24 protein-coding genes and 1 pseudogene are annotated in these 22,634 nt (G+C 58.4%); 13 read left to right on the top strand and 12 right to left on the bottom strand.

All coding sequences use genetic code 11. The annotated features are described in order from the left end of the window. Nucleotides 1-185: 185 nt before the first annotated feature. The gene (locus DLD99_RS29435; protein WP_114883736.1) at nt 186-434 is read left to right on the top strand and encodes a hypothetical protein; all 249 of its coding nucleotides are present in this window, start codon (nt 186-188) and stop codon (nt 432-434) included. Between the two features lie 6 nt (nt 435-440). Here DLD99_RS29435 and DLD99_RS16850 read toward each other — a convergent pair whose 3' ends face one another. The 3 genes from DLD99_RS16850 to DLD99_RS16860 form a co-directional block, all read right to left on the bottom strand. Next, entirely contained in the window at nt 441-644 is a 204-nt protein-coding gene (locus DLD99_RS16850) for a hypothetical protein (RefSeq protein WP_085711424.1), read from the bottom strand. 113 nt (nt 645-757) lie between these two features. Next, a complete protein-coding gene (locus DLD99_RS16855) occupies nt 758-2,365 on the bottom strand; it encodes a methyl-accepting chemotaxis protein (RefSeq protein ID WP_114883737.1) in 1,608 nt (535 codons plus the stop codon). A 228-nt stretch (nt 2,366-2,593) separates the two neighbouring features. Then, the gene (locus DLD99_RS16860) at nt 2,594-2,998 is read right to left on the bottom strand and encodes a TraR/DksA family transcriptional regulator (protein ID WP_007935965.1); all 405 of its coding nucleotides are present in this window, start codon (nt 2,996-2,998) and stop codon (nt 2,594-2,596) included. Between the two features lie 411 nt (nt 2,999-3,409). On the opposite strand from DLD99_RS16860, the gene DLD99_RS16865 reads away from it, so the two are divergent. The 4 genes from DLD99_RS16865 (at nt 3,410) to DLD99_RS16880 (ending at nt 6,186) form a co-directional block, all read left to right on the top strand. Further along, a complete protein-coding gene (locus tag DLD99_RS16865) occupies nt 3,410-4,015 on the top strand; it encodes a glutathione S-transferase (protein WP_114883739.1) in 606 nt (201 codons plus the stop codon). Between the two features lie 2 nt (nt 4,016-4,017). After that, complete coding sequence (locus DLD99_RS16870) at nt 4,018-5,124, top strand: DNA alkylation repair protein (RefSeq protein WP_114883741.1); 1,107 nt, start codon at nt 4,018-4,020, stop codon at nt 5,122-5,124. 43 nt (nt 5,125-5,167) lie between these two features. After that, entirely contained in the window at nt 5,168-5,668 is a 501-nt protein-coding gene (locus DLD99_RS16875) for a DUF3916 domain-containing protein (protein WP_114883743.1), read from the top strand. Between the two features lie 137 nt (nt 5,669-5,805). Then, complete coding sequence (locus DLD99_RS16880) at nt 5,806-6,186, top strand: GFA family protein (protein WP_114883745.1); 381 nt, start codon at nt 5,806-5,808, stop codon at nt 6,184-6,186. Between the two features lie 48 nt (nt 6,187-6,234). Here the strand turns inward: DLD99_RS16880 and DLD99_RS16885 are convergent, their stop codons facing one another. The 3 genes and pseudogenes from DLD99_RS16885 to DLD99_RS16895 all read right to left on the bottom strand — a co-directional run bounded on the left by DLD99_RS16885 (nt 6,235) and on the right by DLD99_RS16895 (nt 9,086). Then, a complete protein-coding gene (locus DLD99_RS16885; RefSeq protein ID WP_114883746.1) occupies nt 6,235-6,891 on the bottom strand; it encodes a DUF2931 family protein in 657 nt (218 codons plus the stop codon). Nucleotides 6,892-6,901: 10 nt separating this feature from the next. Beyond that, nucleotides 6,902-7,558 (bottom strand): DUF2931 family protein, encoded by a 657-nt coding sequence (locus tag DLD99_RS16890; RefSeq protein WP_114883748.1) that lies wholly within the window; start codon nt 7,556-7,558, stop codon nt 6,902-6,904. Next, nucleotides 7,558-9,086: pseudogene (locus tag DLD99_RS16895) on the bottom strand (phospholipase effector Tle1 domain-containing protein). The gene DLD99_RS16890 and the pseudogene DLD99_RS16895 overlap by 1 nt, the downstream one beginning before the upstream one ends. A 118-nt stretch (nt 9,087-9,204) precedes the next feature. On the opposite strand from DLD99_RS16895, the gene DLD99_RS16900 reads away from it, so the two are divergent. Then, nucleotides 9,205-9,606, top strand: a complete 402-nt coding sequence (locus DLD99_RS16900; protein ID WP_244220744.1) for a hypothetical protein — start codon at nt 9,205-9,207, stop codon at nt 9,604-9,606. A gap of 68 nt (nt 9,607-9,674) precedes the next feature. Here DLD99_RS16900 and DLD99_RS16905 read toward each other — a convergent pair whose 3' ends face one another. Beyond that, nucleotides 9,675-10,037 carry a DUF6124 family protein gene (locus DLD99_RS16905; protein WP_114883750.1) on the bottom strand — a complete coding sequence of 121 codons (363 nt, stop codon included), beginning with the start codon at nt 10,035-10,037 and terminating at the stop codon, nt 9,675-9,677. A gap of 514 nt (nt 10,038-10,551) precedes the next feature. On the opposite strand from DLD99_RS16905, the gene DLD99_RS16910 reads away from it, so the two are divergent. Together DLD99_RS16910 and DLD99_RS16915 are read left to right on the top strand one after the other, a co-directional pair. Beyond that, nucleotides 10,552-11,130 (top strand): DUF4337 domain-containing protein, encoded by a 579-nt coding sequence (locus DLD99_RS16910; protein WP_114883751.1) that lies wholly within the window; start codon nt 10,552-10,554, stop codon nt 11,128-11,130. Between the two features lie 67 nt (nt 11,131-11,197). Continuing rightward, complete coding sequence (locus tag DLD99_RS16915) at nt 11,198-12,166, top strand: LysR family transcriptional regulator (RefSeq protein ID WP_170931641.1); 969 nt, start codon at nt 11,198-11,200, stop codon at nt 12,164-12,166. A 20-nt stretch (nt 12,167-12,186) separates the two neighbouring features. On the opposite strand, the gene DLD99_RS16920 is transcribed toward DLD99_RS16915, so the two are convergent. Beyond that, nucleotides 12,187-12,648, bottom strand: coding sequence for a RidA family protein (locus DLD99_RS16920; protein ID WP_114883753.1), 462 nt, complete (start codon nt 12,646-12,648; stop codon nt 12,187-12,189). A gap of 217 nt (nt 12,649-12,865) precedes the next feature. Here DLD99_RS16920 and DLD99_RS16925 point away from each other — a divergent pair, with 217 nt between their 5' ends. Beyond that, nucleotides 12,866-13,552: a hydrolase gene (locus DLD99_RS16925; RefSeq protein ID WP_085711437.1), complete on the top strand. Its 687-nt coding sequence runs from the start codon at nt 12,866-12,868 to the stop codon at nt 13,550-13,552. A gap of 107 nt (nt 13,553-13,659) precedes the next feature. Next, entirely contained in the window at nt 13,660-14,061 is a 402-nt protein-coding gene (locus tag DLD99_RS16930; protein ID WP_114883755.1) for a helix-turn-helix domain-containing protein, read from the top strand. A gap of 125 nt (nt 14,062-14,186) precedes the next feature. On the opposite strand, the gene DLD99_RS16935 is transcribed toward DLD99_RS16930, so the two are convergent. Continuing rightward, nucleotides 14,187-15,422 carry an MFS transporter gene (locus DLD99_RS16935; protein WP_114883757.1) on the bottom strand — a complete coding sequence of 412 codons (1,236 nt, stop codon included), beginning with the start codon at nt 15,420-15,422 and terminating at the stop codon, nt 14,187-14,189. 252 nt (nt 15,423-15,674) lie between these two features. Here DLD99_RS16935 and DLD99_RS16940 point away from each other — a divergent pair, with 252 nt between their 5' ends. After that, nucleotides 15,675-16,109, top strand: coding sequence for a carbohydrate-binding module family 20 domain-containing protein (locus DLD99_RS16940; protein ID WP_114883759.1), 435 nt, complete (start codon nt 15,675-15,677; stop codon nt 16,107-16,109). An 18-nt stretch (nt 16,110-16,127) separates the two neighbouring features. On the opposite strand, the gene DLD99_RS16945 is transcribed toward DLD99_RS16940, so the two are convergent. After that, a complete protein-coding gene (locus DLD99_RS16945) occupies nt 16,128-17,015 on the bottom strand; it encodes a LysR family transcriptional regulator (protein ID WP_114883761.1) in 888 nt (295 codons plus the stop codon). A 133-nt stretch (nt 17,016-17,148) separates the two neighbouring features. Here DLD99_RS16945 and DLD99_RS16950 point away from each other — a divergent pair, with 133 nt between their 5' ends. Both DLD99_RS16950 and DLD99_RS16955 read left to right on the top strand, forming a co-directional pair. After that, nucleotides 17,149-18,795, top strand: coding sequence for a GMC family oxidoreductase (locus DLD99_RS16950; protein ID WP_114883763.1), 1,647 nt, complete (start codon nt 17,149-17,151; stop codon nt 18,793-18,795). Nucleotides 18,796-18,865: 70 nt separating this feature from the next. Continuing rightward, entirely contained in the window at nt 18,866-20,488 is a 1,623-nt protein-coding gene (locus tag DLD99_RS16955; protein ID WP_114883765.1) for an MFS transporter, read from the top strand. Nucleotides 20,489-20,534: 46 nt separating this feature from the next. On the opposite strand, the gene DLD99_RS16960 is transcribed toward DLD99_RS16955, so the two are convergent. Both DLD99_RS16960 and DLD99_RS16965 read right to left on the bottom strand, forming a co-directional pair. Next, entirely contained in the window at nt 20,535-20,903 is a 369-nt protein-coding gene (locus DLD99_RS16960; protein ID WP_114883767.1) for a DUF427 domain-containing protein, read from the bottom strand. 139 nt (nt 20,904-21,042) lie between these two features. Beyond that, nucleotides 21,043-22,449, bottom strand: coding sequence for a serralysin family metalloprotease (locus DLD99_RS16965; RefSeq protein ID WP_114883769.1), 1,407 nt, complete (start codon nt 22,447-22,449; stop codon nt 21,043-21,045). Between the last annotated feature and the right edge of the window lie 185 nt (nt 22,450-22,634).

The following is a 22,634-nucleotide window of genomic DNA, read 5'->3' on the forward strand; positions in this document are numbered from 1 at the left end:
ACTGACTACAAACTTTAGGGAAAATACTCACCAAGAAAAGCACTTTTCCGACATATCGCACGCAAAAAATTGCTTTAGATAACGCCATGCCGTCAACAGGTGTTGGCGATTCTAGAGCAGCGACGCTGCTTGCGACTACCCGCAACCGTCTGTAAATGCGGGTCAATCCATGAAAAGGACTTCATATGTGCACTTTGACGCATTTTGCCGTGGCTTACGAACAACCCTTTGTCTTGAATGCCCCAGGCCTTGGCACTGACAACGCATCAGAGTCATTTGGTCGGGAACCGCGGTTTCAAGTGATTCCGGCCGGTAACGCCTTTTTCCATATCAGAGAAAAGTCGACCGGCCGTGTAAGAGGTTTCCGTGAGGATCACAACGCCGCCTGTGCCCTCGCCCGCTCGCTGGAATCACGGGTGGCCCACGATCATTAAACGCAATCAGTGCAGGCTGCTACCGGGCTCGTCTTTCAACTGCGCGAGCCACGCAGCCCTGCACTCTTCGGCCTCGTCACGGCTGGCGAACGCCGTGCCCCGCCGCTCACCGTTGAGCAACACCACCCAGCAGACGCTTTGCCCCATCGCACGCAGCCCGGCCGGAACACCGCTGCCGATCATCACCGCGACATCGACTCTGCATTGCATGCTGACCTCCCAACTTCATTAGCTACCTAACTATGCAGGCATGTTAATGATTTGGATCAAGCGGAAACAGCAACGCGGGTGCACAGCTTCATTGCAATTCCGGCAACAATGCCTCAGCGCGGATTCTCGGGTTTGTACCCCAGACGCAGCCCGCCCCAGTGCCGTCCCTTGACCATGATCGGTACCGACAGGTCGTGCATCAGCTCGCCGGTATCGCGAGTGTAGGTCTGCAACAGCACCGGTTGCTGATGACTGCCGCAACGTATGCCTGTGCGGTCGGCGAACTTGCGCTTGGTGCGGTTATGCACGGTATCGGTCTGCATATCGCCGGTCAGCGGCTGGCTGAATGCCTGATTGTGGGTCGGCACATAACCCTGCTGCGTACATGCAATGGCGAACACCAGACCTTCGTGGCGCGGCAGCAGGGGCTCCTGAATCGCCGGCAGCACCTGATCGGTGTAGCGGTCGAAACGGGTCTGGAACTTGGCTGGCTGAGTGTTCGGGATCGGCTGATACTGGCGATCGAACAAGTCCTCAAGACTGATCCGCCCTTGCTCGACATCGGCCTCGAAACGCGCACCAATCTGACTCGCACCTTCGCGGGCCAGGTCGTAGATGCGCTGGTGATAGTCATCCAGCCCGACTTCGGCCAGACGCTCGCTGATGGTTTCCGCCTGCCCTTCCATCTGCACCGCTGCTTCGGCCAGGCGCCGGGTCTGTTGGTCGCTGATTGCCAGATCGCTGCGCATTTGCTCGATGGCGGTGAACAAACTGTCGAGTTGTTCGCGATTGGTTTCGGCGCCCCGGGCGATTTCACCGACCTGGCTTTCAACCCCGGCCGCCAGTCGCGCGATGTTTTCCAGGTGCTGACCAGTGTGTTCGACCTGCTCGACACCGGTGTGCAAATCGTCGGAGAGCTGGCGGATCTGCTCCACCACCTGCGCGGTGCGCTGCTGAATGTCGGCGACCATCTCGCCCACCTCACCGGTGGCCGTTGCCGTCCGAGCAGCCAGACCACGCACCTCATCTGCCACCACCGCAAAACCGCGACCATGCTCACCGGCCCGGGCCGCTTCAATCGCTGCGTTCAACGCCAGAAGATTGGTCTGGCTGGCAATCGACTGAATCACCAGGGTCACGCGCTGAATGTCGTCGCTGCGCTCGCTCAAGGCTTCGATCAGTTCACGACTGGCATTGGCGCGTTGACTGAGTTGATGCATGCGGGAAATGGAGTCGACCAGCTCGGTGCGCCCCGCTGCACTGCTGTGATGGGCTTCGCTCGCAGCGCCGAGCGCTTCGCGGCTGAGCTGGGATGTGGCTTGCTCGGTTGCGATCATCACTTCGGCGTTGTTGACGATCTGCGCGGCCGCATCGAGTTGCGATTGCAGCTTGCCGGCCAGCTCCTTGACGGAAAACGCCACGCCGGCGGCTGACAGCGCGTTATGACTGGTGGTGTAGGAAAGGTCGCGCGTCAGCTCGGACATCGCGTTGCTGCTATCGACCGGCTGCGCATCGGGGACAGCACGGGAGCGCAGGCGCGGCAGCCAGACAATCAGCACCGCCAGCGGCATGCCCACGTATAACGGCCATTCGCCGAAGGTCATCCCGGCCAGCAACAGCATCAGGGCGATGCTTTGCAGGGTCGGCGACAGCCAGCGATTATTCTTCGGCAAAACAACTGGTGCAGGCAGAGCCGCAACCAGAGATCCATCTCTCGTCATTTTGTTACCCCACGCTTGTTCTCATTGTTGTGACTGCATTAAACGCCACTACAAGGCCATTATCCATGGTCCGTTAGTCGTGGGTCTGTGGCAGGTCAATGGAACGGCGCGGGGATTTCCGGCAGACGAGAAAAAGCAAAGATCGCAGCCTTCTGCCGCTTTAAACAAAAGCTGCAGAAGGCTGCGATCTTTTCGCGACGACCCGCATTGAAGGGGTCGCCTCAGGAATCAGGCCTGACGCTGGTGCTTGTCGATTTGCTCGTGACGCTCTTGAGCTTCGATGCAGTACTTGGTGGTCGGGCTGATCAGCAGGCGTTTCAGGCCGATAGGCTCGCCGCTGTCGTCGCACCAGCCAAAGCTGTCTTCCTTGATACGCTCAAGGGCTTGTTCCAGCTGAGGCAGCATGCGCTGGTCGCGATCGATCGCGTTTACCAGCCAGGTGCGCTCTTCTTCCACCGAGGCGGCGTCCGCCGGGTCAGCCGGGGTGTCCAGGCTCTCGATGGCAATACGGTTTTGCTCAATGCGCTCGTGGGTTTCGACTTTCATGTTCTGCAACAGCTCGCTGAAGAAAGCGTGTTGCTCGGCATTCATGTAGTCATCTGCCGGCATGGCCAGCAACTTGTCCTTTGTCATTGATATCTCTATAAAAAAACGTGCATTAAGGCGAATTAGGGAGCGTTCCGGCGAACCGCCTGCGGTCATCGGAAAGGCATCGTTTATTGCAAACGCCACCCGGCACTCAATTTACGAAGGGGCGGCAGTCTAAGGCCCGTTTGAGGCCTCAGCAACTGTAAATACAGGGAATTTGTCCGACAAAGCCCGGAAAGTGCTCTGACACAGGCCCTACGGCGCTCATCGGAGTGCGTTTATAGCAAGAAATTCAGTCGAGCGGCTGTATATAGAAGACAAACGGCGGATGAGCGGCGCTTTGTCGCATTTCTTTACAATCACCGACGGCAAAACCAGCCCGTTCTCGGGACTGACAATCGTCCCAACCTCGGCTACGTTATGCCCTCCCCCCGGTTTGACTTGAAGGAACGCGTCATGAAACTGATCGGCATGCTGGACTCCCCTTATGTGCGCCGCGTAGCGATCTCTGCCAAGAGCCTTGGGATCGAACTGGAGCACGACCCGGTGTCGGTGTTCCGCCATTTCGAGCGTTTCCAGCAGATCAACCCGGTGGTCAAGGCGCCGACCCTGGTCCTCGACGACGGCGAAGTGCTGATCGACTCGACGCTGATCCTCGACTACCTCGAAGCCCTGTCCGGCAAAACCCTGCTGCCCACCGACCTGTCGCAACGGGTACAAGCCCTGCGCTTGATCGGCCTTGGCCTCGCCGCCTGCGAAAAAGCCGTGCAGCTGTATTACGAACGCAACCTGCGCCCGGCCGACATTCAATATCAGCCGTGGGTCGAACGCGTCGAAGGCCAACTCGCCGCCGCTTTCACCGCCCTCGAACACGAACTGCAAAAACATCCGCTGCCTACCGATGGCACCCTCCAGCAGGACGGCATCACCCTCGCCGTCGCCTGGAGCTTCACCGGCCTCGTCGTCCCTGACCAGATCGACGCCCAACGCTTCCCGCGCATCGCCCAGTACACCGCGTACGCCGAAGGCCTCGAAGCGTTCATCAGCACCCCGATGAACTGATCATGAGCACAACCGAAACCGCCGCCCCGGCCCTGAAAGAAATCTTCAACGCCGAGCGTCTGCAACACATCGCCAGCGAAATGAGCGCCGTGTACCCGGCGTTCAAGGCCAAGGCCTTTCTCAAGCACGCCAACGACGGCCTCGCCGACCTTTCGGTCATGCAGCGCATGGCCCGCGTCAGCGCAAGCCTGCACGCCGTGCTGCCACTGGACTACACCGATTCCCTCGCCGTACTGCGCGAACTCGCCCCACGCCTGAACAGCGGCTTCGTCAGCATGAGCCTGCCGCACTACGTCGCGAGCTACGGTACACACGCATTCGACACCTCGATGGAAGCCCTGAAGTACTTCACCACCTTCGGCTCCTCCGAATTCGCCATCCGCCACTTCCTGCGCAGCGACCTGGAACGCTCGCTGGAACGGATGCACGACTGGACCCGAGACGAAAACCACCACGTCCGCCGCCTCGCCAGCGAAGGCAGCCGCCCTCGCCTGCCATGGTCGTTTCGGCTGGAACCGGTGCAGGCAAACCCGCAATTGGCCGCCGGGATTCTTGACCGGTTGAAGGCGGATGAAAGTTTGTACGTGCGCAAGTCAGTGGCGAATCATTTGAATGACGTGACCAAAGAGCATCCGGAGTGGGTGCTGAATACGGTTGAGGGGTGGGCGCTGGAGAACAAGCACACGGCGTGGATTGCCAAACATGCATTGCGGAGCTTGATCAAACAGGGGGATTTGCGGGCACTCACTGTTATTGGTGCTGGGGCCAAGGCTGAGGTTGAGTTGCTGGATGTGAAGGTCGAACCGGCGGTTGTGCGGCTTGGGGACACGATCACTTTGTCATTCACCGTGCGGTCGTTGGCGCCGGTGGAACAGCGGTTGGTGATTGATTATGCGATTGACTATGTGAAGGCGAATGGCGGGACTTCGGCCAAGGTTTTCAAGTTGAAGACGTTGGATTTGGCTGGGTTTGGGAGCGAGGTGGTGGCCCGCAGGCAAGTAATCAAGGATTTCACCACGCGCAAGCATTATGCGGGGGAGCATGCGGTGCACGTGGTGGTTAATGGGGAGCGGTTGGCGAGTACTGCCGTTAACATCCTCGTTTCATAAATATAAAAATAGTTTGGTCATCAAGCCCCATAAGGATATCCCCTTGCGAAGATTGTTCCTCAGTAACAAAAAAGTCCGAAACATCCCCCGTCACCTCCGCTCCTTGGAGCACTGGGCCGCGAGTTTTAGCGGCGAGTTCCATCCTCGCAGCGATGAGCAAGAGCGTTACACACACTGGAAAATCCCGGTACTCAACAACCTCGTTCAAGGTCCGCAAGCACGTATCGAAGTGCAGGCCTTCTGTGTTCAGCAATTGCTCGAAGCAGCGGCTCATCTTTCCCGCGCAGCGGATCGCAGCCAAGGTTACTACCGCATTGCCTGCCTGGTGGTATGGCCCTGGTTACATCAGAGCGAAGTGACAGTGTTCTATGACCGTGAGTACTACTTGAGTTTTCTGGGGCAGCATAACTCGCTTACCCCGATACACTTGAGCGAAAGGCTTGCGTTGAATGTGCCCGAGAACTTCATTGAGCATGGGCATGATGTAACCCAGGACGATGATGAAGTCGAAGTTCAGTGGTGGTGTATCGGGGAGCATGCTTGATCAGTAACGGCCTGTCGTCTGGAATGCTCTTGGCCGAGAGTTTTCCTTTGCCGAGCCTCACTTCAGGAGTTAAGCGATCAGTCGACTGATCAGACTGAGACGGTTACGCTGACGTTTTTCACCTGAACGGAAAGCGTATGTCAGAGGTGTACCAGGGAAGCTGTTTGTGCGGAGTCGTCGGTTACGAATTAACCACCTCACCAAAAGCAGTGAGCCATTGCCATTGCAGTCAATGCCGTAAAGGTCACGGGGCCGCATTCGCTTCGTACGGCAGTGTTCCGCAAAGCACACTTCGCATACTCCGTGGCTCCGCCAGCATTAAATCCTATGTTTCTTCGGAGTCGGTATTACGCGAGTTCTGCTCGGAATGCGGTTCTACTTTGTTCTGGTCACGGTCTCAAGGTGAGTTTTCCGACTGGGTTTCGATAGCACTGGGCACGCTCGATACGCCGTTCCTGCCTGAAAAGCAGAAGCACGTTCATACCGACTCTGCAGCTCCTTGGTATATATCTGTTTAGTCCTCAAAAAGTGGGGATGGATTTTTCCCTACTCCTGACCTTCAAGAATTACCAACTTCCGTACGGAATACCGAATTTATCGATATAGCGCTTGGACTTTTCACTGACCGGATACGCATAACGCCCTTCATTCTTGCCCTGACTAGGCCCCAACGGCTCGATCTCGGCTGGGGCTCGGGCTACTTTCATCGGATGATGGCACGAGTCTCTTACCCAAACCTGCACGACGCCCCCAGGAGCCAACCCCAGATAGATCGACGCCATATACCTTGCCTTTTGATCAGGCGTCTGCGGACAACGCTGATTGGTAGATGACACCATCAGTTGCCTGGCCTCCTCAGGAATGTCCACCCAAGCCTGCCATGTCTTCTGTTCTACGATGGATTGCCAGCGAACGTAAATACGAATGGGTAGGTCGGCACCCACTACTTTTCTTCCACTGCCGCCAACGCCCTTCCAGCCCCTAGCAGACTCTGTCCCGTCTTCAGGCTCACCGCCAGCGGCGGTGCCGCCGCCCGTCCTGAAGAAAACCTTTCCGGTGATGTCTTGTACTGAGCTGTACTCTACCCAGACCTTCATGTAGTCAGGCTCAATGAAGGCCATCTCCCACCATTCGGGCTTAGGATCATTTTTGGCTGACAACGGATCAATCAAATGACATCCAGCAATTAACAACACAGATAGCAAACTTATGAATTGCCTCATTTGCTGACAGCTACCAACTTCCGTATGGAATGCCAAATTTCTCGATGTAGCGTTGCGACTTCTCACTCACCGGATATGCGTAACGACCTTGGTTCTTACCCTGACTCGGACCTAGCGTCTCGATCTCGGCTTGGGCCCGTGCTACTTTCACCGGATGGTGACACGAGTCTCTGACCCAGACTTGTACAACCCCACCTGGTGCCAGCCCCAGATAGATAGAAGCGGAGTAACTCGCTTGCTCCTTTGGAGTTTCCGGGCAACGCTGATTGACCGAAGTCTGCATTAGTTGTCTGGCCTCCTCGGGTACGTCCAACCAGACACGATAGGTCTGAGGTTCGACTATCGATTGCCACCTTACGTAAATGCGCTTGGGGAGATCGGCACCAATCACTGGCTTTGCAGCAGCACCCACAGCGTGCCAGCCTCGTGCAGACTCTTTACCGTCCTCAGGTTCCCCGCCAGCGGCCGTACCTCCCCCCGTACGCTTGAACAGCTTGCCGTTTATATCTTCGACGGCGCTGTCCTCCACCCACACTTTCATGTAGTAAGGCTCCGTAAACGCGAGCTCCCACGACTCGGACTTAGGGTCATTTTTGGCAGACAGTGGATCCGCAGACTGGCATCCAGTCGTGAACAAAGCACAAAGCAGGGTTACAAGAACTCTCATTACCAAAGCGTCCAATCAGGTACGTGGGGATGCAGCACGCGGATGGTGTCGGCTGTCGGGGCGTTGATGTATACCGCATTTATTCCGCTGCCATCTCTGCGGCCGAGTGGATGGTTCCAGTTTGCGGACATGTGAATGTACTTGAGTTTCAGCAGTTGCTCCTCTTCAGCCGTGGTGCTGTAGTCACCCGCAACGAACCGATCACACAAAGCTTGAAGTTCTGCTGGAATGGTCAAGTCCGGTGTGTCAGGAATATCGTTGAAGCGAACGCCTTTCTCTTTTGCCAGATGGTGCATCACCTTCAGGTAAACTCTGGATAGCATGCCACTCACCGGACGCCTGAGCTGTACAGCTGCGTAAACGCGTTTAGCACTTGGACTCAGCCGATCTTGCGGGCTGTTTGGCACCAGAAGAGCATCTGGAGTCACAACCTCAAGCATGTCTGCCGGCCATCCATTGGATAACCACTGGTTTCTAACGTTAACCGCATCGCTATAGATCGAGGTTGTCACGACGTCGGTGTTCAGGGGCACGATGAGTGTTTGCATCGGGCTTACAAGAACACATTCCTGCGCGTCCTCCAGATACCCCCACCGATGTCGGAATGCACTCCAGGCAGAGTAATCTCCAGATGATCCGGCTTGACGCGACTGAGTGCGAAGTTGGCTCTGTGTTCATCACGAGCAACCAACTGAACGACATCAGTGAAAAAGCGACGATCAAGGTAAAGTTTGATACCCGTCGCGATTGGGCTTTTGATATCTCCCAAATTTGACCAACCGGCTATCGAGGGTACTGTATCGAATAAGCCGATAAACCCCATATTGATATCGCTTTTGTATTGGTCATTGAATTTGGAGCTGAAGGCTCTGGGCAGATTTCGCAACACATGACCGAGAGGACCGCGACTGCCACGAACAATTTCGTTAGCAAAATGACGTGCGGCAGCCGCACCACGGCTGAAACCGAACGTATCAAACGTCAGTGAGGTGATTTCACTGTCTGGGTTATCTTCCAGGACTCGATTGATTGCTTGTTGAATCATGGGAAACGAGGATTCGACTCGCCCGGCAACTCCTGTCTCCCCTCGCCCTGTACCGGCACCGAATGTGCTGTCTTTTTCCCCGGATCGAGTACCGATACCTTCGACGTAGACAACGCGAGAGGCTCGTCCCGCTTGTGCTACCGGAACTGCGTCGTACAGCTCGCTGAGCTTTTTGATGTTGCTGACATCATTGCCATAACTACTATCCGGATCGCTCATATATGGCTTGCAGCTAGCATCGATATCTTTAGCCGCAATCGGATGATGAGCGCCGCACAGAAGTCCGGCCGCAGCGTTGTTGGCATTGTTCCCCGTACCATCGAAGAACACTCCGATCCGCAGGGCTATGCCGATTTTTTCAGGCTCACGCGCAGGCTCTTTCCCGTGTTTCTCATACTCGGCCCAACGCTGGGCATGAATATCGACGGGTCTGGTGCCTGTGTTGCGATAGTTTTTAGGCGGGTTGGGAACGTAGCCACTCAATCCTTGATTCCTTGTTCTGATCCTTTGAGAACGGACCGGAGGGTGACAGTCGAAACGAGGTGACGCAAGGCGTGGCCCTGTGCCAGCGCTTGGCTTCCCACAATGGTGGCGCCACGCCATGAATGATAAGGTTCAGCCTCAAAATCACGGACGACACCTCGTGCACAAACAATCTCTTGCTGCAGCAGCGATAACCTTTGCCATCAGCCTTTCCGCTCATGCCTCCCCTGTGCCGCAGGAAGAGCTCGAAGAGTGTCAGCGAATAGAAAACTCGGCCAAACAGGTCATGAAAAGCAGGCAGCAAGGCGCGCCCATGGATTCGGTGTGGGAACTGGCCGAAGCGGCAGGCAAGCAGAGCGAGTATGTGGGTGAGTTGTTCAAGACGCTGATTCGCGAGGCGTACGCGATTCCTCAGTACTCAAGCGAGAGCTTGCAGCAGAAAGCGATCAGCGATTTCCATTCCAATTTCTACAAGGCTTGCATCGTAACGGCGCAAAAACGAGCAGACGCCAACGGCTGAGTTCATCGAACAAAAAAGGGAGCAGATTCAGATAATGGATCTGCTCCCTTTTTACTTGCATACAGCCTCTACGCTTTCAGCTCTACCTTATCCAGCGCCTGATTCACGGCCAGCCCTGCGACCATGACCACTTGGGCGATTCCCAGAGCAGTCCTGCGATGTGCAGGCTCAAGGATGGCGGCGAAGTTGCTGAGCATTTCGCTGGCGGAATCGAGGGATTCGCTGGCGTTGGCCAACAGGGATTCGCTGTTGTAGGCCGGGTTGGCCAGGAACATGGGGTCGTGTGTGGTGTGGCTGCCCATGATGCGTTGTTGCGGGGTCAGGTAATGGTCGAGGGCGCGTTCGGCGGCTTCGTTAAGGGCTCTGGAATCGGGGAATTTGTAGGGTGAGACCGGATCGGTTTCTGGTGGATTTGGTGTTGGTTTGATCATGGTGAAACTCCTGATTTTGATTAGGAGCTACCAGCATCACTTGCAGATGATGGGTGGCAGCCAAGTGCGGGTCTGCAAGACCGGGAAACCAGGCACCCGGCAGACCCTAGGGTCTCCCGCACAAAGCCGCCATTGAGCGGACACAAACGAGCGTCCTTTTGGCAGGGCTGTGCGACTGGTTTTTCCGGCGGGCTTGCAGACCCGATCACTGATGAGCAGTGACGGGAATCAAGTTACGGAGGGAGCCCCAGACGCACAAGCCGGCGGATTCTGTCTTAGGTGTAGGGCGTGGCGCAAGGCGTTGTGGGCATCGGGATGTGACTAGAGGCATCTCATAAACAGGCCACGTTTTTCGTGTTTAATTTCTGACGAGAGAGACTGTTTCGCAGCCCGACGGGAATACATAAATCAGCTCGTCAGCTTTCATCCAGACAACGCCAGCCCCCTGTGTCTAAAAAACCGGCCACCCTGCATAATCCGCGCAAATTCCTCCATCAATCCAAGTCCGACCGTCATGCCTGAAGAGTTCGAAGTCCCCAGTCCTCACGAGCAACACGTTGAACACACCACCCATCATGCCCATGCAAAAGGCGATAGTTTTGCCAGCAAGATCGCGGTCATGACGGCGATCATGGCGACGGTCGGCGCCCTGATGAGTTATCAGGCCGGTTCTACGGAGAGTGAGGCGGCCATGGACAAAAACAACGCCGCCATCCAGAAGACCGAAGCGGCCAACGAGTGGAACTACTACCAGGCCAAGTCCAGTCGGCAGAACCTGTCGGAACTGGCCAGCCATCTTCCGGGGCTGGACTCCGCTCATTACGTTGCCGAGGCGCGGCGCTATGCGGAGCAGAAAGAAGAAGCCCGCAAAAAGGCGGAAACACTTGAGCTGCAGGCGCGAGAGTGGGACGAGAAGTCAGAGCAGGTTTTGCACCAGCATCACCGCTGGGCCCAGGCCATGACCGCGATTCAAATCGCCATTTCACTGGCGGCCATCACCCTGCTGACGCGCAAGGAATGGCTCAGGCGCGTCTCGTTCGGGGCGGCGGGTTTGGGGGTCATGCTGGGTTCACTGGCCTGGCTGCATATCTGAGTAATATGGCTGCTTCCCCCCCACCTCTTCTCGTATCATCACCGCCCTCGCATCCGGAACGAACTGTGTGAAATCGCCAACTGAAAAGGCTCTGACTCCCCCTGACGGGAAAAAGTGGGACGCCGGCGAGGCTGCCAGCCAGCTCTCGTGGGACGACTTGCGCATCATCAAGACGCTCAGTGATTGCGGCAATCGTTCGGCTACGGCCAAAAAGCTTGGCATCAATGTATCCACCGTTTCGCGCCGGATTACTCAAGTTGAGCGCACGCTCGGTGTCGCACTGTTCGATCATCGCAAATCCGGATATCTGCTCACCGCCGAGGGTGCTGAACTGCGAGCACTCGCCGAGCGTGTGGAGCTGGATATCGTCAGTGTCACGCGGCGTGTTTCACGTTCAGGTCAGGGGCCCCTCGGAAAGCTTCGAATTACCACCAGCGACTCGCTGCTGCTGTACTTCTTCACCCCCATCATCGCGGACTTCAAGGCTCTGAATGAGGGAATCACCATCGAGGTGCTGGTGGGCAATGAAACCCTCAGCCTCGCCCGGGATGAATCGGATATCGCCATTCGGGCGACGAGAAAACCCGCGGAAAGCCTGGTGGGCCGCAAACTGGCAAACATTGCCTGGGCACCTTATTGCTCTGCCAGGCAGATGACTGACTCGCCCCTTTTCGAAGAGGGCCAGGCATGGGTGTCCTACTCCGCAGCGCTCTGCGGTCTGAGGGCGACCCGTTATGTTGAAAGCAGAGTCGCTGCCGAGCGCATCGCGTACCGCACCGATTCCGTTGCAGCGGCAAGCGTGGCCATCGCGGCGGGCCTGGGATATGGATTCCTTCCCTGCATGCTGGGCGACATCACCCCAGGCCTGGTACGTGCCGGGCCGGTGGTGCCGGAGCTTCAGGATGAGTTATGGCTGCTGACTCACCAGGACATTCGAAAATCGTGGCGCGTCAAGGCATTCATGACCTTCTGCGCGGCTGCCGTGGCCAGTCAGAAACCCTTGGTCGAAGGGCAGTCGATACTCCCGGTCATCTAAATCGAAACCGGGAGTGCAGCTCAGATGTTTCGCGCGCCAATCACGGCCTTGCATGCGATCTCGATCAGTTGCGGGCGCTGGGCAAGTCTCGACACGCCAATGATATTGCTCGCGCACTGAGGCCGCTCAGTGCCATAGGCAGCCTTGCGCACTTTGCCGACGACCGCGAACGCAGCATCCATATCCAGCACGTAAAGCGTTTCCTCGACGACGTCTTGCAGCGTTGCGCCATACAAGGCGAGCAGCTTCGAAATGTTGTCGTAAGAGACCCGCATCTGCTCTCCCATCGAAGAGAAATCACTGGGTTTTCCGTCGGCATTCAGCGGCGCCGGGGCGACCAGATTACCTTCTTCATCATGGTTGAATTGGCCTGATACGTAGATCTCGTTTCCTGAGCGCCGCGCCTGCGGATAGCCATAGGCCTCTTCCCAGGGGACGCCCCAGTAGGCGGTCTGCTTGTTGAACGGTTGTGTAGCTGCCATTGCATTCTCCAGCTCATGAGGGATCGGTCTGATCCGTATGGGTGGGCGAATGCTAGCAGCGCGAGCACGCATTCAATGGCGCAAAAATGAGCCTTCAAGAGTGCAAACGTGCGCCACCATTAAACATTTTGTTTCGTTATCTTTTGCTCGCCCTCAGCAATGACGCTGAGGAATGTACTTGTGCGACTGAACAACATCGAGCTGAAAGGAAACAAGAATGAACAATCCTAAAACTGAAGTCCTGACTCCACTGAACAGCCAACTGATCTTCATCGACCACCAGCCACAGATGGCCTTCGGCGTGCAGAGCATCGACCGGCAAACGCTCAAGAACAACACCGTTGCCCTGGCCAAGGCAGCGAAGATTTTCAATGTCCCCACCACCCTCACCACGGTTGAGACAGAAAGCTTCTCGGGTCACACCTATCCCGAACTACTCGCCGTGTTTCCGGACGCCCCGCTGCTGGAGCGCACCTCCATGAACTCCTGGGACGATCAGAAGGTGCGCGACGCACTCAAGAAAAATGGTCGCAACAAGATCATCGTCTCCGGTCTGTGGACCGAGGTGTGCAATGCCACCTTCGCCCTGTCGGCAATGAACGATGCCGGGTATGAAATCTATATGGTCGCAGACGCCTCCGGCGGCACCACCAAAGAGGCCCACGATTACGCCATGCAGCGCATGATCCAGGCTGGCGTCGTACCGGTGACCTGGCAGCAGGTGCTGCTGGAATGGCAACGGGACTGGAAGAACCGCGCCACCTACGACGCGGTGATGGAACTGGTCAGAGAACATTCCGGTGCCTACGGCATGGGCGTCGACTACGCCTACACCATGGTGCACAAAGCGCCTGAGCGCGTTCAGCATGGCCCCTCCCTGGCGCCAGTCGCTGCGTCTGTCTGAGCCATCGCCGGCCCCTGCCCCAGGGGCTGTCCAGACTTGCAAAGGGTGCGCTGTCGACTGAGTCGAGTCAGCCGCGCGCATCCTGTTACCTGAATTTCCGGATGTGTATGAACATGGATAAATCTACCGTGCTGGCGACGCTCACCCTGACTTCGACGGGACAGCTCAAACCCTGGCAGATCAGGACTGCCCAAAAACTGATGCTCGACAGGCTGGATACCGGCATTACCGTGACTGAACTGGCCGAAGCCTGCGCTTTGTCGCGCAGTCACTTCTCCCGCCTGTTCAAGGAAAGCACCCGGATGTCCCCGCAGCAATGGCTGCGTGAACAGCGGGTCATGAAAAGCAGAGAGTTAATGAAGGACTCCTCGATGCTGCTCACAGAGATCGCACTGGAATGCGGCTTTTGCGATCAAGCTCACTTCAGCCGTACATTCGCCAAAGCTGAAGGCATGTCACCGAAAGCCTGGAAGCAACAAGCGATCAGCCCGATTTCGGTCGCGGCTTGAAACGACAAGCCATCACCAGCGCCCGGGATCGGAACAGGCCAGATCCCGGGCGGTTTGGCCTGAATATCGATCTTCAATTTGCCGGAGCTCAAGCAAGCCGATACACAAGCGTTGCAGGAGGCGGCTCACCCAATGTGCCCGTATTCCAACGCACCCCGCGACACCGTCTCCGGCACCGCCACCCAAAGCAGCGCCAGCGCTGCCATCGCCACCGCTGCCAACGTCAGAAACGCAGCGCTGTAGCCCGCCTCCTGAACCACAATCCCCGCCAGGCTATTGCTCAACGCTGCGCCCAGACCGAACACCGTCGAGATTGCCCCAAGGCTGATATTGAAATGCCCGGTCCCCAGCGTCAGGTCTTTCACCACCACCGGAAACAGCGCGCCGAAAATCCCCGCCCCAATACCATCGAGCAACTGCACCGACACCAGCCACCACGGATCGTTGGACAGCACATACAACACGCCACGCAGCGGCAGGATCAGGAACCCCGCCAGCAGCAACGGCTTGCGCCCCCACACATCCGCCCTGGCCCCGACCAGCAACGCGACCGGCACCATCACCATTTGCGCCGCGACGATGCAGGCGGACGTTAGCGGCGTGGCCATCTGCAGATTGGTTTGCGCCAGTTTCTGACTCACCAGCGGCAGCATCGCCGCGTTCGCCAGATGAAACAGCGCACAGCAAATCGCGAACATCAGCAGCGGCCGGTTGGTGAGCAACACGGACAGCCCCGAAGGCTGCTTGCCCTGCCCCGCTTCGCTGGGTGAAAGACCTCGGGCGAGATCGTGGTCAATGGCATCGGCCGATACGAACGAGACGGCAATCACACTGGCCAGCGCCATGACCGCCATCAAATAAAACACCGCGACCGGGCCGAACAGATACGCGGACAAACCAGCCAACAGTGCGGCGCAGGCGTTGCCGGCGTGGTTGAAGGTTTCGTTGCGCCCGGTTCTTCGCGTGAAGGCGCGAGGCCCGGTGATCCCGAGGGTGATCGCGCAAATGGCCGGGGCGAAGATCGAAGCGGCGGCGGCACTGATGGCTTGCGTCACGGCCACGAGGCTGAATGAGGTCACGAACGGCAGCAGCAGACAACTTCCGGTGACCACCAGCGCGGCAATCGCGATCAGCGCCCGTTTGAAACGTGTACTGTCGACCAGCGCGCCCGCCGGGGTTTGGGTGATGAGCGCGGCGATCCCGGCAATTGTCATGACCAGCCCGATACTCGCCGGCTCCCAGTGGTGAACCGCCAACAGATAAATCGCCAAATAAGGGCCGAGCCCGTCACGCACGTCGGCGAGAAAGAAATTCAGGCTGTCGAGGGACAGGTTGTTGCGGCGATCGAGGTGAGTAGCCACGGGTAACGTCTTCGTTGTCGAGGTTCGGCGAGATGACTCAACCTCCGCAAATCGAATGACCCATTGGCGGTGATTTTAGTTGCATGGAAGGATAGGTGAACTTGCCCCAAAGGCAGCGCAGTGCAGAAGAAATTGATGAAACCCCAGCGACGCTATCGCGAAGTGCTCTAAAGGACTGTCAGTTCTGTCAGGTTACCTGCCGTCTGGCCAGGTTTACGCTGGCCTCAATGACAGTCAATCGAGGCGTTCAACATGTTCCGGATTCGTCATCCAGTGCCAAAGGGTGTTCTTTGGTTGGCGATGCTGAGCTTGATCAGCAATGCACAAAGCACCGTCACGTTTACTTATTTTCTTCCGGTGGATTTTCAGTGCAACAACGGTGTGACAACGTCGGGCTACAGCGTCTACGTCGTCGGTAACCTCCCAGATCTAGGCAATTGGGATCCGGCGAAAGCTGTAAAGCTTGATACATTTCAGCCCCCCCTTCCCAAGCCCACTGACCCCCTCTATCCAACATGGGCTCGCCAAATAAAAATAAACGGGGCAAAACCAGGGGATATTCTTGAATGGAAGTGCATCATCCGCAATGAGACCAACCCCAACGACGTGCAGAAGTGGCAGGCCGGGGCCAATAATCAGGTGACACTGGCGTTCAAACCCACACCCACCAGCGTCGGCACACTTTGAGGCTGCGCAACTGGGATCTCAAAGGTTGAGCAGCAACCCCTGCTCCGCCTCACACAACCCCACTACATAATCCCAAACCACCCGCAACCGCACCGACTTGTGCAACTCCCGCCGCGTGCTGATCCAGTAACTGCGCTCGATGCTCTCATCCGGCAACAGCGCCACCAGGTCCGGATCCGACGCCGCCATATAGCAAGGCAGCACCGCAATCCCCAGCCCCGAACGCGCTGCCTGCTGCTGGGCGATCACGCTGGTGCTGTGAAACACCACGCGGGGATTGCGGCAGAAGCTGTTGAGGAACATCAGTTCCTGACTGAACAGCAGATCATCGACATAGCCGATCCACGCATGCCGGCCAAGATCCTCGCGGGTGCGCAGCGGCGGCGCATTGTCGAGGTAAGCGCGGCTGGCATAGAGGGCGAGCCGGTAATCGGTGAGTTTGCGGGTGACCAGCATGTCTGCCGCCGGCCGCTCCAGATGAATACTGATTTCCGCCTCGCGGTTGAGGATGCTGACGAAGCGCGGCACCGCCACCAGTTCCACTTCCAGCCCCGGATAGCGTTCGAACAATCCGATCATGCGGCTGGCGAGGAACATGATGCCCAAACCTTCCGTGACGCCGACGCGGATCTTGCCCAGCGGTGCCGTGGATTGAGTGATTTCTTCCTGGGCCAGCAACGCGACGTTTTCCATGGCCTCGGCATGCTTGAGCAGCGCCTCCCCCGCCGGGGTCATTTCGTAGCCTTGGGCGTGCTGGACGAACAGCGCGGTGCCGAGGCTTTTTTCGATGGCTTCGATATGCCGGGCGACGGTGGCGTGCGTGGTGTTCAGGCGGCGGGCAGCGGTGAGCAGTCGGCCGCTGCGTTGCAACTCAAGAAAGAACCGCAGGTCGTTCCAGTCGAACATGGCTTGTCCTTGTCGGCTATCGTCAGGAAGCGCTGTTTGAAAACGCACAGCGGCTGCGCAAAAACTAACATTCTTTTGACGAAAGCTAACAACTAGGATGACTGACAACAAAAACAATAAGCGAGGTCAGGGAATGCAGACTTCCCTCGATGAATTCGATTACATCGTGGTCGGCGCCGGGCCGGCCGGGTGTTTGCTGGCCAATCGGCTGTCGGCGGATCCGCAGCGGCGCGTGCTGTTGCTGGAGGCCGGCGGGCGCGACAACTATCCGTGGATCCACATCCCCGTGGGTTACCTGTTCTGCATCGGCAACCCGCGCACCGACTGGTGCTTCAAGACCGAAGAACAACCGGGCCTCAATGGCCGCGCGCTGAGTTACCCGCGTGGCAAAGTGCTGGGCGGCTGCTCGTCGATCAACGGCATGATCTACATGCGCGGCCAGGCCAACGACTACGACCGCTGGGCCGCCGAGGGCAATCCGGGCTGGGCCTGGAGCGACGTGCTGCCGCTGTTCAAACAGAGCGAAAACCACTTTGCCGGCGCGGCGGATTTTCATGGCGACAAGGGTGAATGGCGGGTCGAACGCCAGCGCCTGTCGTGGCCGATTCTCGATGCGTTCCGCAGCGCTGCCGAGCAGAGCGGAATCTCTAGCATCGATGACTTCAACCAGGGCGACAACGAGGGTTGCGGCTACTTCCAGGTGAACCAGAAGGCCGGGGTGCGCTGGAATGCGGCGAAGGCGTTTCTGAAGCCGATTCGCGATCGGGCCAATCTCACGGTACTGACCGAAGTCGAAGTGGATCGCGTGCTGTTCGAGGACGGTCGCGCCTCGAAAGTCAGCGCTCGCTGGCAGGGTCAACAAAAGAGCTTCAAGGCGCGCAAGGAGATCGTGCTGTGCGCCGGCTCCGTGGGCTCGCCGAGCATTCTGCAACGCTCCGGAATCGGCCCGCGTCCGCTGCTGGAGAAGCTCGGGATCGGCGTGGTGCATGAGCTGCCCGGCGTCGGCGGCAATCTGCAGGATCACCTGCAACTGCGGCTGATCTACAAACTGGAAAACGCCCGCACCCTCAACCAGATCGCCGGCAGCGTGTGGGGCAAGATGGGCATGGGCCTGCGCTATCTGTATGACCGCAGCGGGCCGTTGTCGATGGCGCCGAGTCAGCTGGGCGCGTTTGCCCGCTCGGGGCCGGAGCAGACTTCGGCCAATCTCGAATACCACGTGCAGCCGTTGTCGCTGGAACGTTTTGGCGAACCGCTGCACAGCTTCCCCGCGTTCACCGCGTCGGTGTGTGATTTACGGCCGCAGAGCCGTGGCCGGATCGAGATCCGCTCTGCCGATCCGCAAGAAGCCCCGTTGATTCAGCCCAATTACCTCAGCCATCCCGAAGACCTGCGCGTGGCCGCCGACGCGATTCGCCTGACCCGGCGCATCGTCAGCGCCCCCGCCCTGCAAGCCTTCAACCCGGTGGAATACCTGCCCGGCGCCAGCCTGCAGACCGAAGAACAACTGCACGAAGCAGCGGCGAAGATCGGCACGACGATTTTCCACCCGGTCGGCACCTGTCGCATGGGCAACGACGCGGACGCTGTGGTCGATGCTCAGTTGCGCGTGCATGGCGTACCGGGGCTGCGGATTGCCGATGCGTCGATCATGCCGCGCATTACCTCCGGCAACACCTGTTCGCCTACGCTGATGATTGCTGAAAAAGCGGCACAGCTGATGCTCAACCCCGAGACAAGGAACCTCACACCGAAAACGGAAATGGCCCACACCCTGTAGACATCGCGCATCACCCGGACACGCAACACCAGTGGAAACAACAAAAACAATCACTGTGAGGGATACCGATATGTCAGAACACGCTCAGCCGCTGGACGCCGTGCGCAGCACGGACGCCAGCCCCGATACCCGAAAGGTCATCTTCGCCTCGTCCCTGGGGACGGTGTTCGAGTGGTATGACTTCTTTCTCTACGGCGCCCTGGCGGCGGTGATCAGCAAGCAGTTCTTCGCCGGGGTCAACGACACCACGGCGTTCATCTTCGCGCTGATGGCGTTTGCCGCAGGCTTCATCGTGAGGCCGTTCGGGGCGCTGGTGTTCGGTCGGTTGGGGGACATGATCGGACGCAAATACACGTTCCTTGCGACCATTATCCTGATGGGCGTAGCGACGTTCGCCGTGGGCCTGCTGCCGACCTACGCCAGCATCGGCATCGCCGCGCCGATCATTCTGGTGGTGCTGCGCATGCTTCAGGGCCTGGCCCTCGGCGGCGAGTACGGCGGCGCCGCGACTTACGTGGCGGAACACGCGCCGATCGGCAAACGGGGATTCCATACGAGCTGGATTCAATCCACCGCGACCCTTGGCCTGTTGCTGTCGCTGCTGGTGGTGCTCGGTTGCCGTTACTTCACCGGTGATCAGTTCGAAGTCTGGGGCTGGCGCATTCCGTTCCTGCTGTCGATCGTGCTGCTGGGGATTTCCACCTGGATTCGCCTGAGCCTGCACGAATCCCCGGCCTATCTGAAGATGAAAGAGGAAGGCAAGGCCAGCAAGGCGCCGATCCGCGAATCCTTCGGCAAATGGGAAAACCTCAAAGTCGTGCTGATTGCCCTGTTCAGCATCAACGCCGGGCAAGCGGTGACCTTCTATGCCGCGCAGTTCTACGTGCTGTTCTTCCTCACCCAGTTCCTGAAAATGGACCCGGCGGTGGCCAACAGTCTGCTGATCATCAGCGTAGTGATCGGCGCACCGTTCTTCATCATTTTCGGCTGGCTGTCGGACAAGGTCGGGCGCAAACCGGTGCTGATGCTCGGCCTGCTGCTGGCCACGGCGCTGTACTTCCCGATCTTCAAATCCCTGGCCCACTACGCCAACCCGGCCATCGACCACGCCAGCCAACAGGCGCCGATCACCGTGGTGGCCGACCCGGCCACCTGCACCTTCCAGTTCGATCCGGTGGGCAAGGCCAAATTCGACAGCCCGTGCGACAAGGTCAAGACCTTCCTGGTCAAGCAGGGCCTGCCCTACTCCAGCGTCGCAGCGCCTGCCGGCAGCGCGGTGCAGGTGAGCGTCGGCGATGTGAAACTCGACGGCTTCGACGAAGCTGCCCTGCGTGGCGCAATCACCCTCGCCGGCTACCCGCAACAGGCTGACATGCAGCAGATCAACAAGCCGATGATCGTGGCCCTGATCGTCGCCCTGATCATCATCTCCGCCATGTGCTACGGCCCGCTCGCCGCGCTGATGGTCGAACTGTTCCCGACCCGCATCCGCTACACCTCGATGTCCCTGCCGTATCACATCGGCAACGGCTGGTTCGGCGGTTTCCTGCCGACCGTGTCGTTTGCACTGGTGGTGTACACCGGGGATATTTTCTACGGGCTGTGGTACCCGGTGCTGATTACCGGGGTGAGCCTGGTGGTGGGGATGATCTGTCTGCGTGAGACGAAGAATATCGATCTCGACAAGAACTGATCCTGAAGCTTGTGGCGGGGGGGACGCCCTCGCCACAACCTGCCTGTCAGAGTTCCGGACCCAACAATTCAAACTTCACCTGATCGGGATAGAACGCAACGTAATCCTTGATCTGGCTGACCGAAATCTTCGGATGTTCGTACGTCCACACTGCATTCGCCCCCTCATGCCCAGGCACTTGCAGACTGAAGTAATTGGCGTCGCCCTTGTACGGGCAATAACTCGTGTGGTCGGTGCGGGCGAAGTACTTTTCGTCGATGTCTTCGCGGGGGATGTAATAGACCGGCGGGTAATTGGCTTCGAGCAGCACCAGTGCTCGGGCCGAGGCGGCGACCTGGATGCCATGGAACTTCACCAACACACAACCTGGCTGCTCGGCGATGGTGATGACGGGGCTGGGACCGGAGGTTTTCATCGGTTTCTCCTGACTGCGACGAAGGGAGCGCTTCAGGTATAACCCATGTGGCCCGAACACGCCGGGTTCGCAGCCGAACGGTTTTTCCCGCTCATTAAAAAACCGCAGCCGGCGAAGGCTGCGGTTTTCCGTTTTAAGATCAGGCGACGATATCCGTCGCCACGGCCTGCCCCACCACGCCCACCGCGAAGTCCACCGAACCCTGGCCGGTCAGGTCGATCATCAGGCTGGTCTGGTTGGTCTCTGCGAAGTAAGTGAGGATCGCGTCGCCCGCGTGCCCGGTGAAGCCGCTGACGAAGTTCAGCGTGGCCGCGCCGGTGGTAAACCCGGCGATGCCCGACAGGTCGATCTTGTCCAGGCCGCTGGTGAAATCCATGATCCAGTCCGGCGCAGTCATGGTCGAGTCGCTGGCAGCGCCGAACACGAAGGTGTCCGCGCCTTCACCGCCCCACAGCGTGTCACCGCCGCCACCGCCGTAAATGATGTCGTTGCCGGCACCGCCGATCAGTTCGTTGGCCGCACTGTTGCCGATCAACAGGTCATTGCCCGAACCGCCGATGGCGTTTTCCACGGTCACGCCATAAGCGATGGACACGTTGCCCACCAGACCGCCAACGTCGGAGAACGAACCTTCGTTGAGGTTGATCTTCTGGTTCTGGCTGAAGCCGGAGAAGTCCAGGGTGTCGTTGCCGCCGCCGTCCCATACCGAGAACACCACTTTGGAGGTGTTCGAAGTAGCGCTGTAGTAGTCGCGGTCGGCGTTGGAGTTGAAGCCGTACACGGTGTCATCGGCGCGGGTTTCGAGGTTGGCCCCGTAGAGTTTCTGCACCGCGACGATGTCGTCCAGCAATGGAGCCGACGCGTAAGCGCGGCTGCCGTCCTTGCTGAAGTTCTGGTCGGTGTTGGCTTCGCTCCAGTAGCTCATCAGGCTGTAGCCACGGGTGTCTTCGGCGTACTTGGCGTCGTTGTAGGTCGGGTTGCCGTTGCCGGCGTTGTAGGCGCCCGGGTGCGACAGGCCGAGGGTGTGGCCGATTTCGTGGGTCAGGGTCTGGCGCCCGTAGTTGTTGGTGTCCGGGGTCTTGTTGACCTGGTATTGGTCGTTAATCAGGTACCACGACTGGCCGTCATAGCTGCTGCCCTGTGGCAGGTAGGCAAACGCCGCGCCGCCGGTGCTGACGTCGTAGTTGCCGAAGGTCATGTGACCGTCGCCGCCCTTGCCTTCGGTGAAGGTGACTTTGGCCACGTCCGACCACGATTGCATCGACAGCACGGCCTGGGCTTTCTGCTGGGCGCTGAACTCGCTGAAATTGCCGAGTTTCGGGTTGTAGTTCGACGGTTTGTCGGTCAGGAAGGTGTAAGTCAGATCAATCTTGCCGTCGGCATTCTTGTCCTGCCACGACATGCCCTTGCGCAGGATTTCGTCGGCGGCCTGGTCGGCGGTGAACGACGGTTTGCCGTTGACGGTCCCGGTGCCACGGTCATACAGGTGGCTGAAGGTGTCGACCGCGGTGAAGGCGCTGCTGGCCTGGGAGGAAGGTTGAGACATGGTGTACGTCCTTGTTGCTGAAGAGTCAGTGTCAGACAGTAAAACGGCGATCTTCTGGCGAGATCGTCCTGTCACTCGCCCTGTTGAGGCGATCCGAACCTGACACAGTGCCGGTCGTGAGCGCCATTCAATTTCTCGATAACGTCCCCGATTGCCCTGACGTGGGTTGTCATGACCGGCAATCC

Origin of the sequence: Pseudomonas kribbensis (assembly GCF_003352185.1) — a bacterium.
In the GTDB taxonomy this organism is placed as follows: Bacteria; Pseudomonadota; Gammaproteobacteria; order Pseudomonadales; family Pseudomonadaceae; genus Aquipseudomonas; species Aquipseudomonas kribbensis.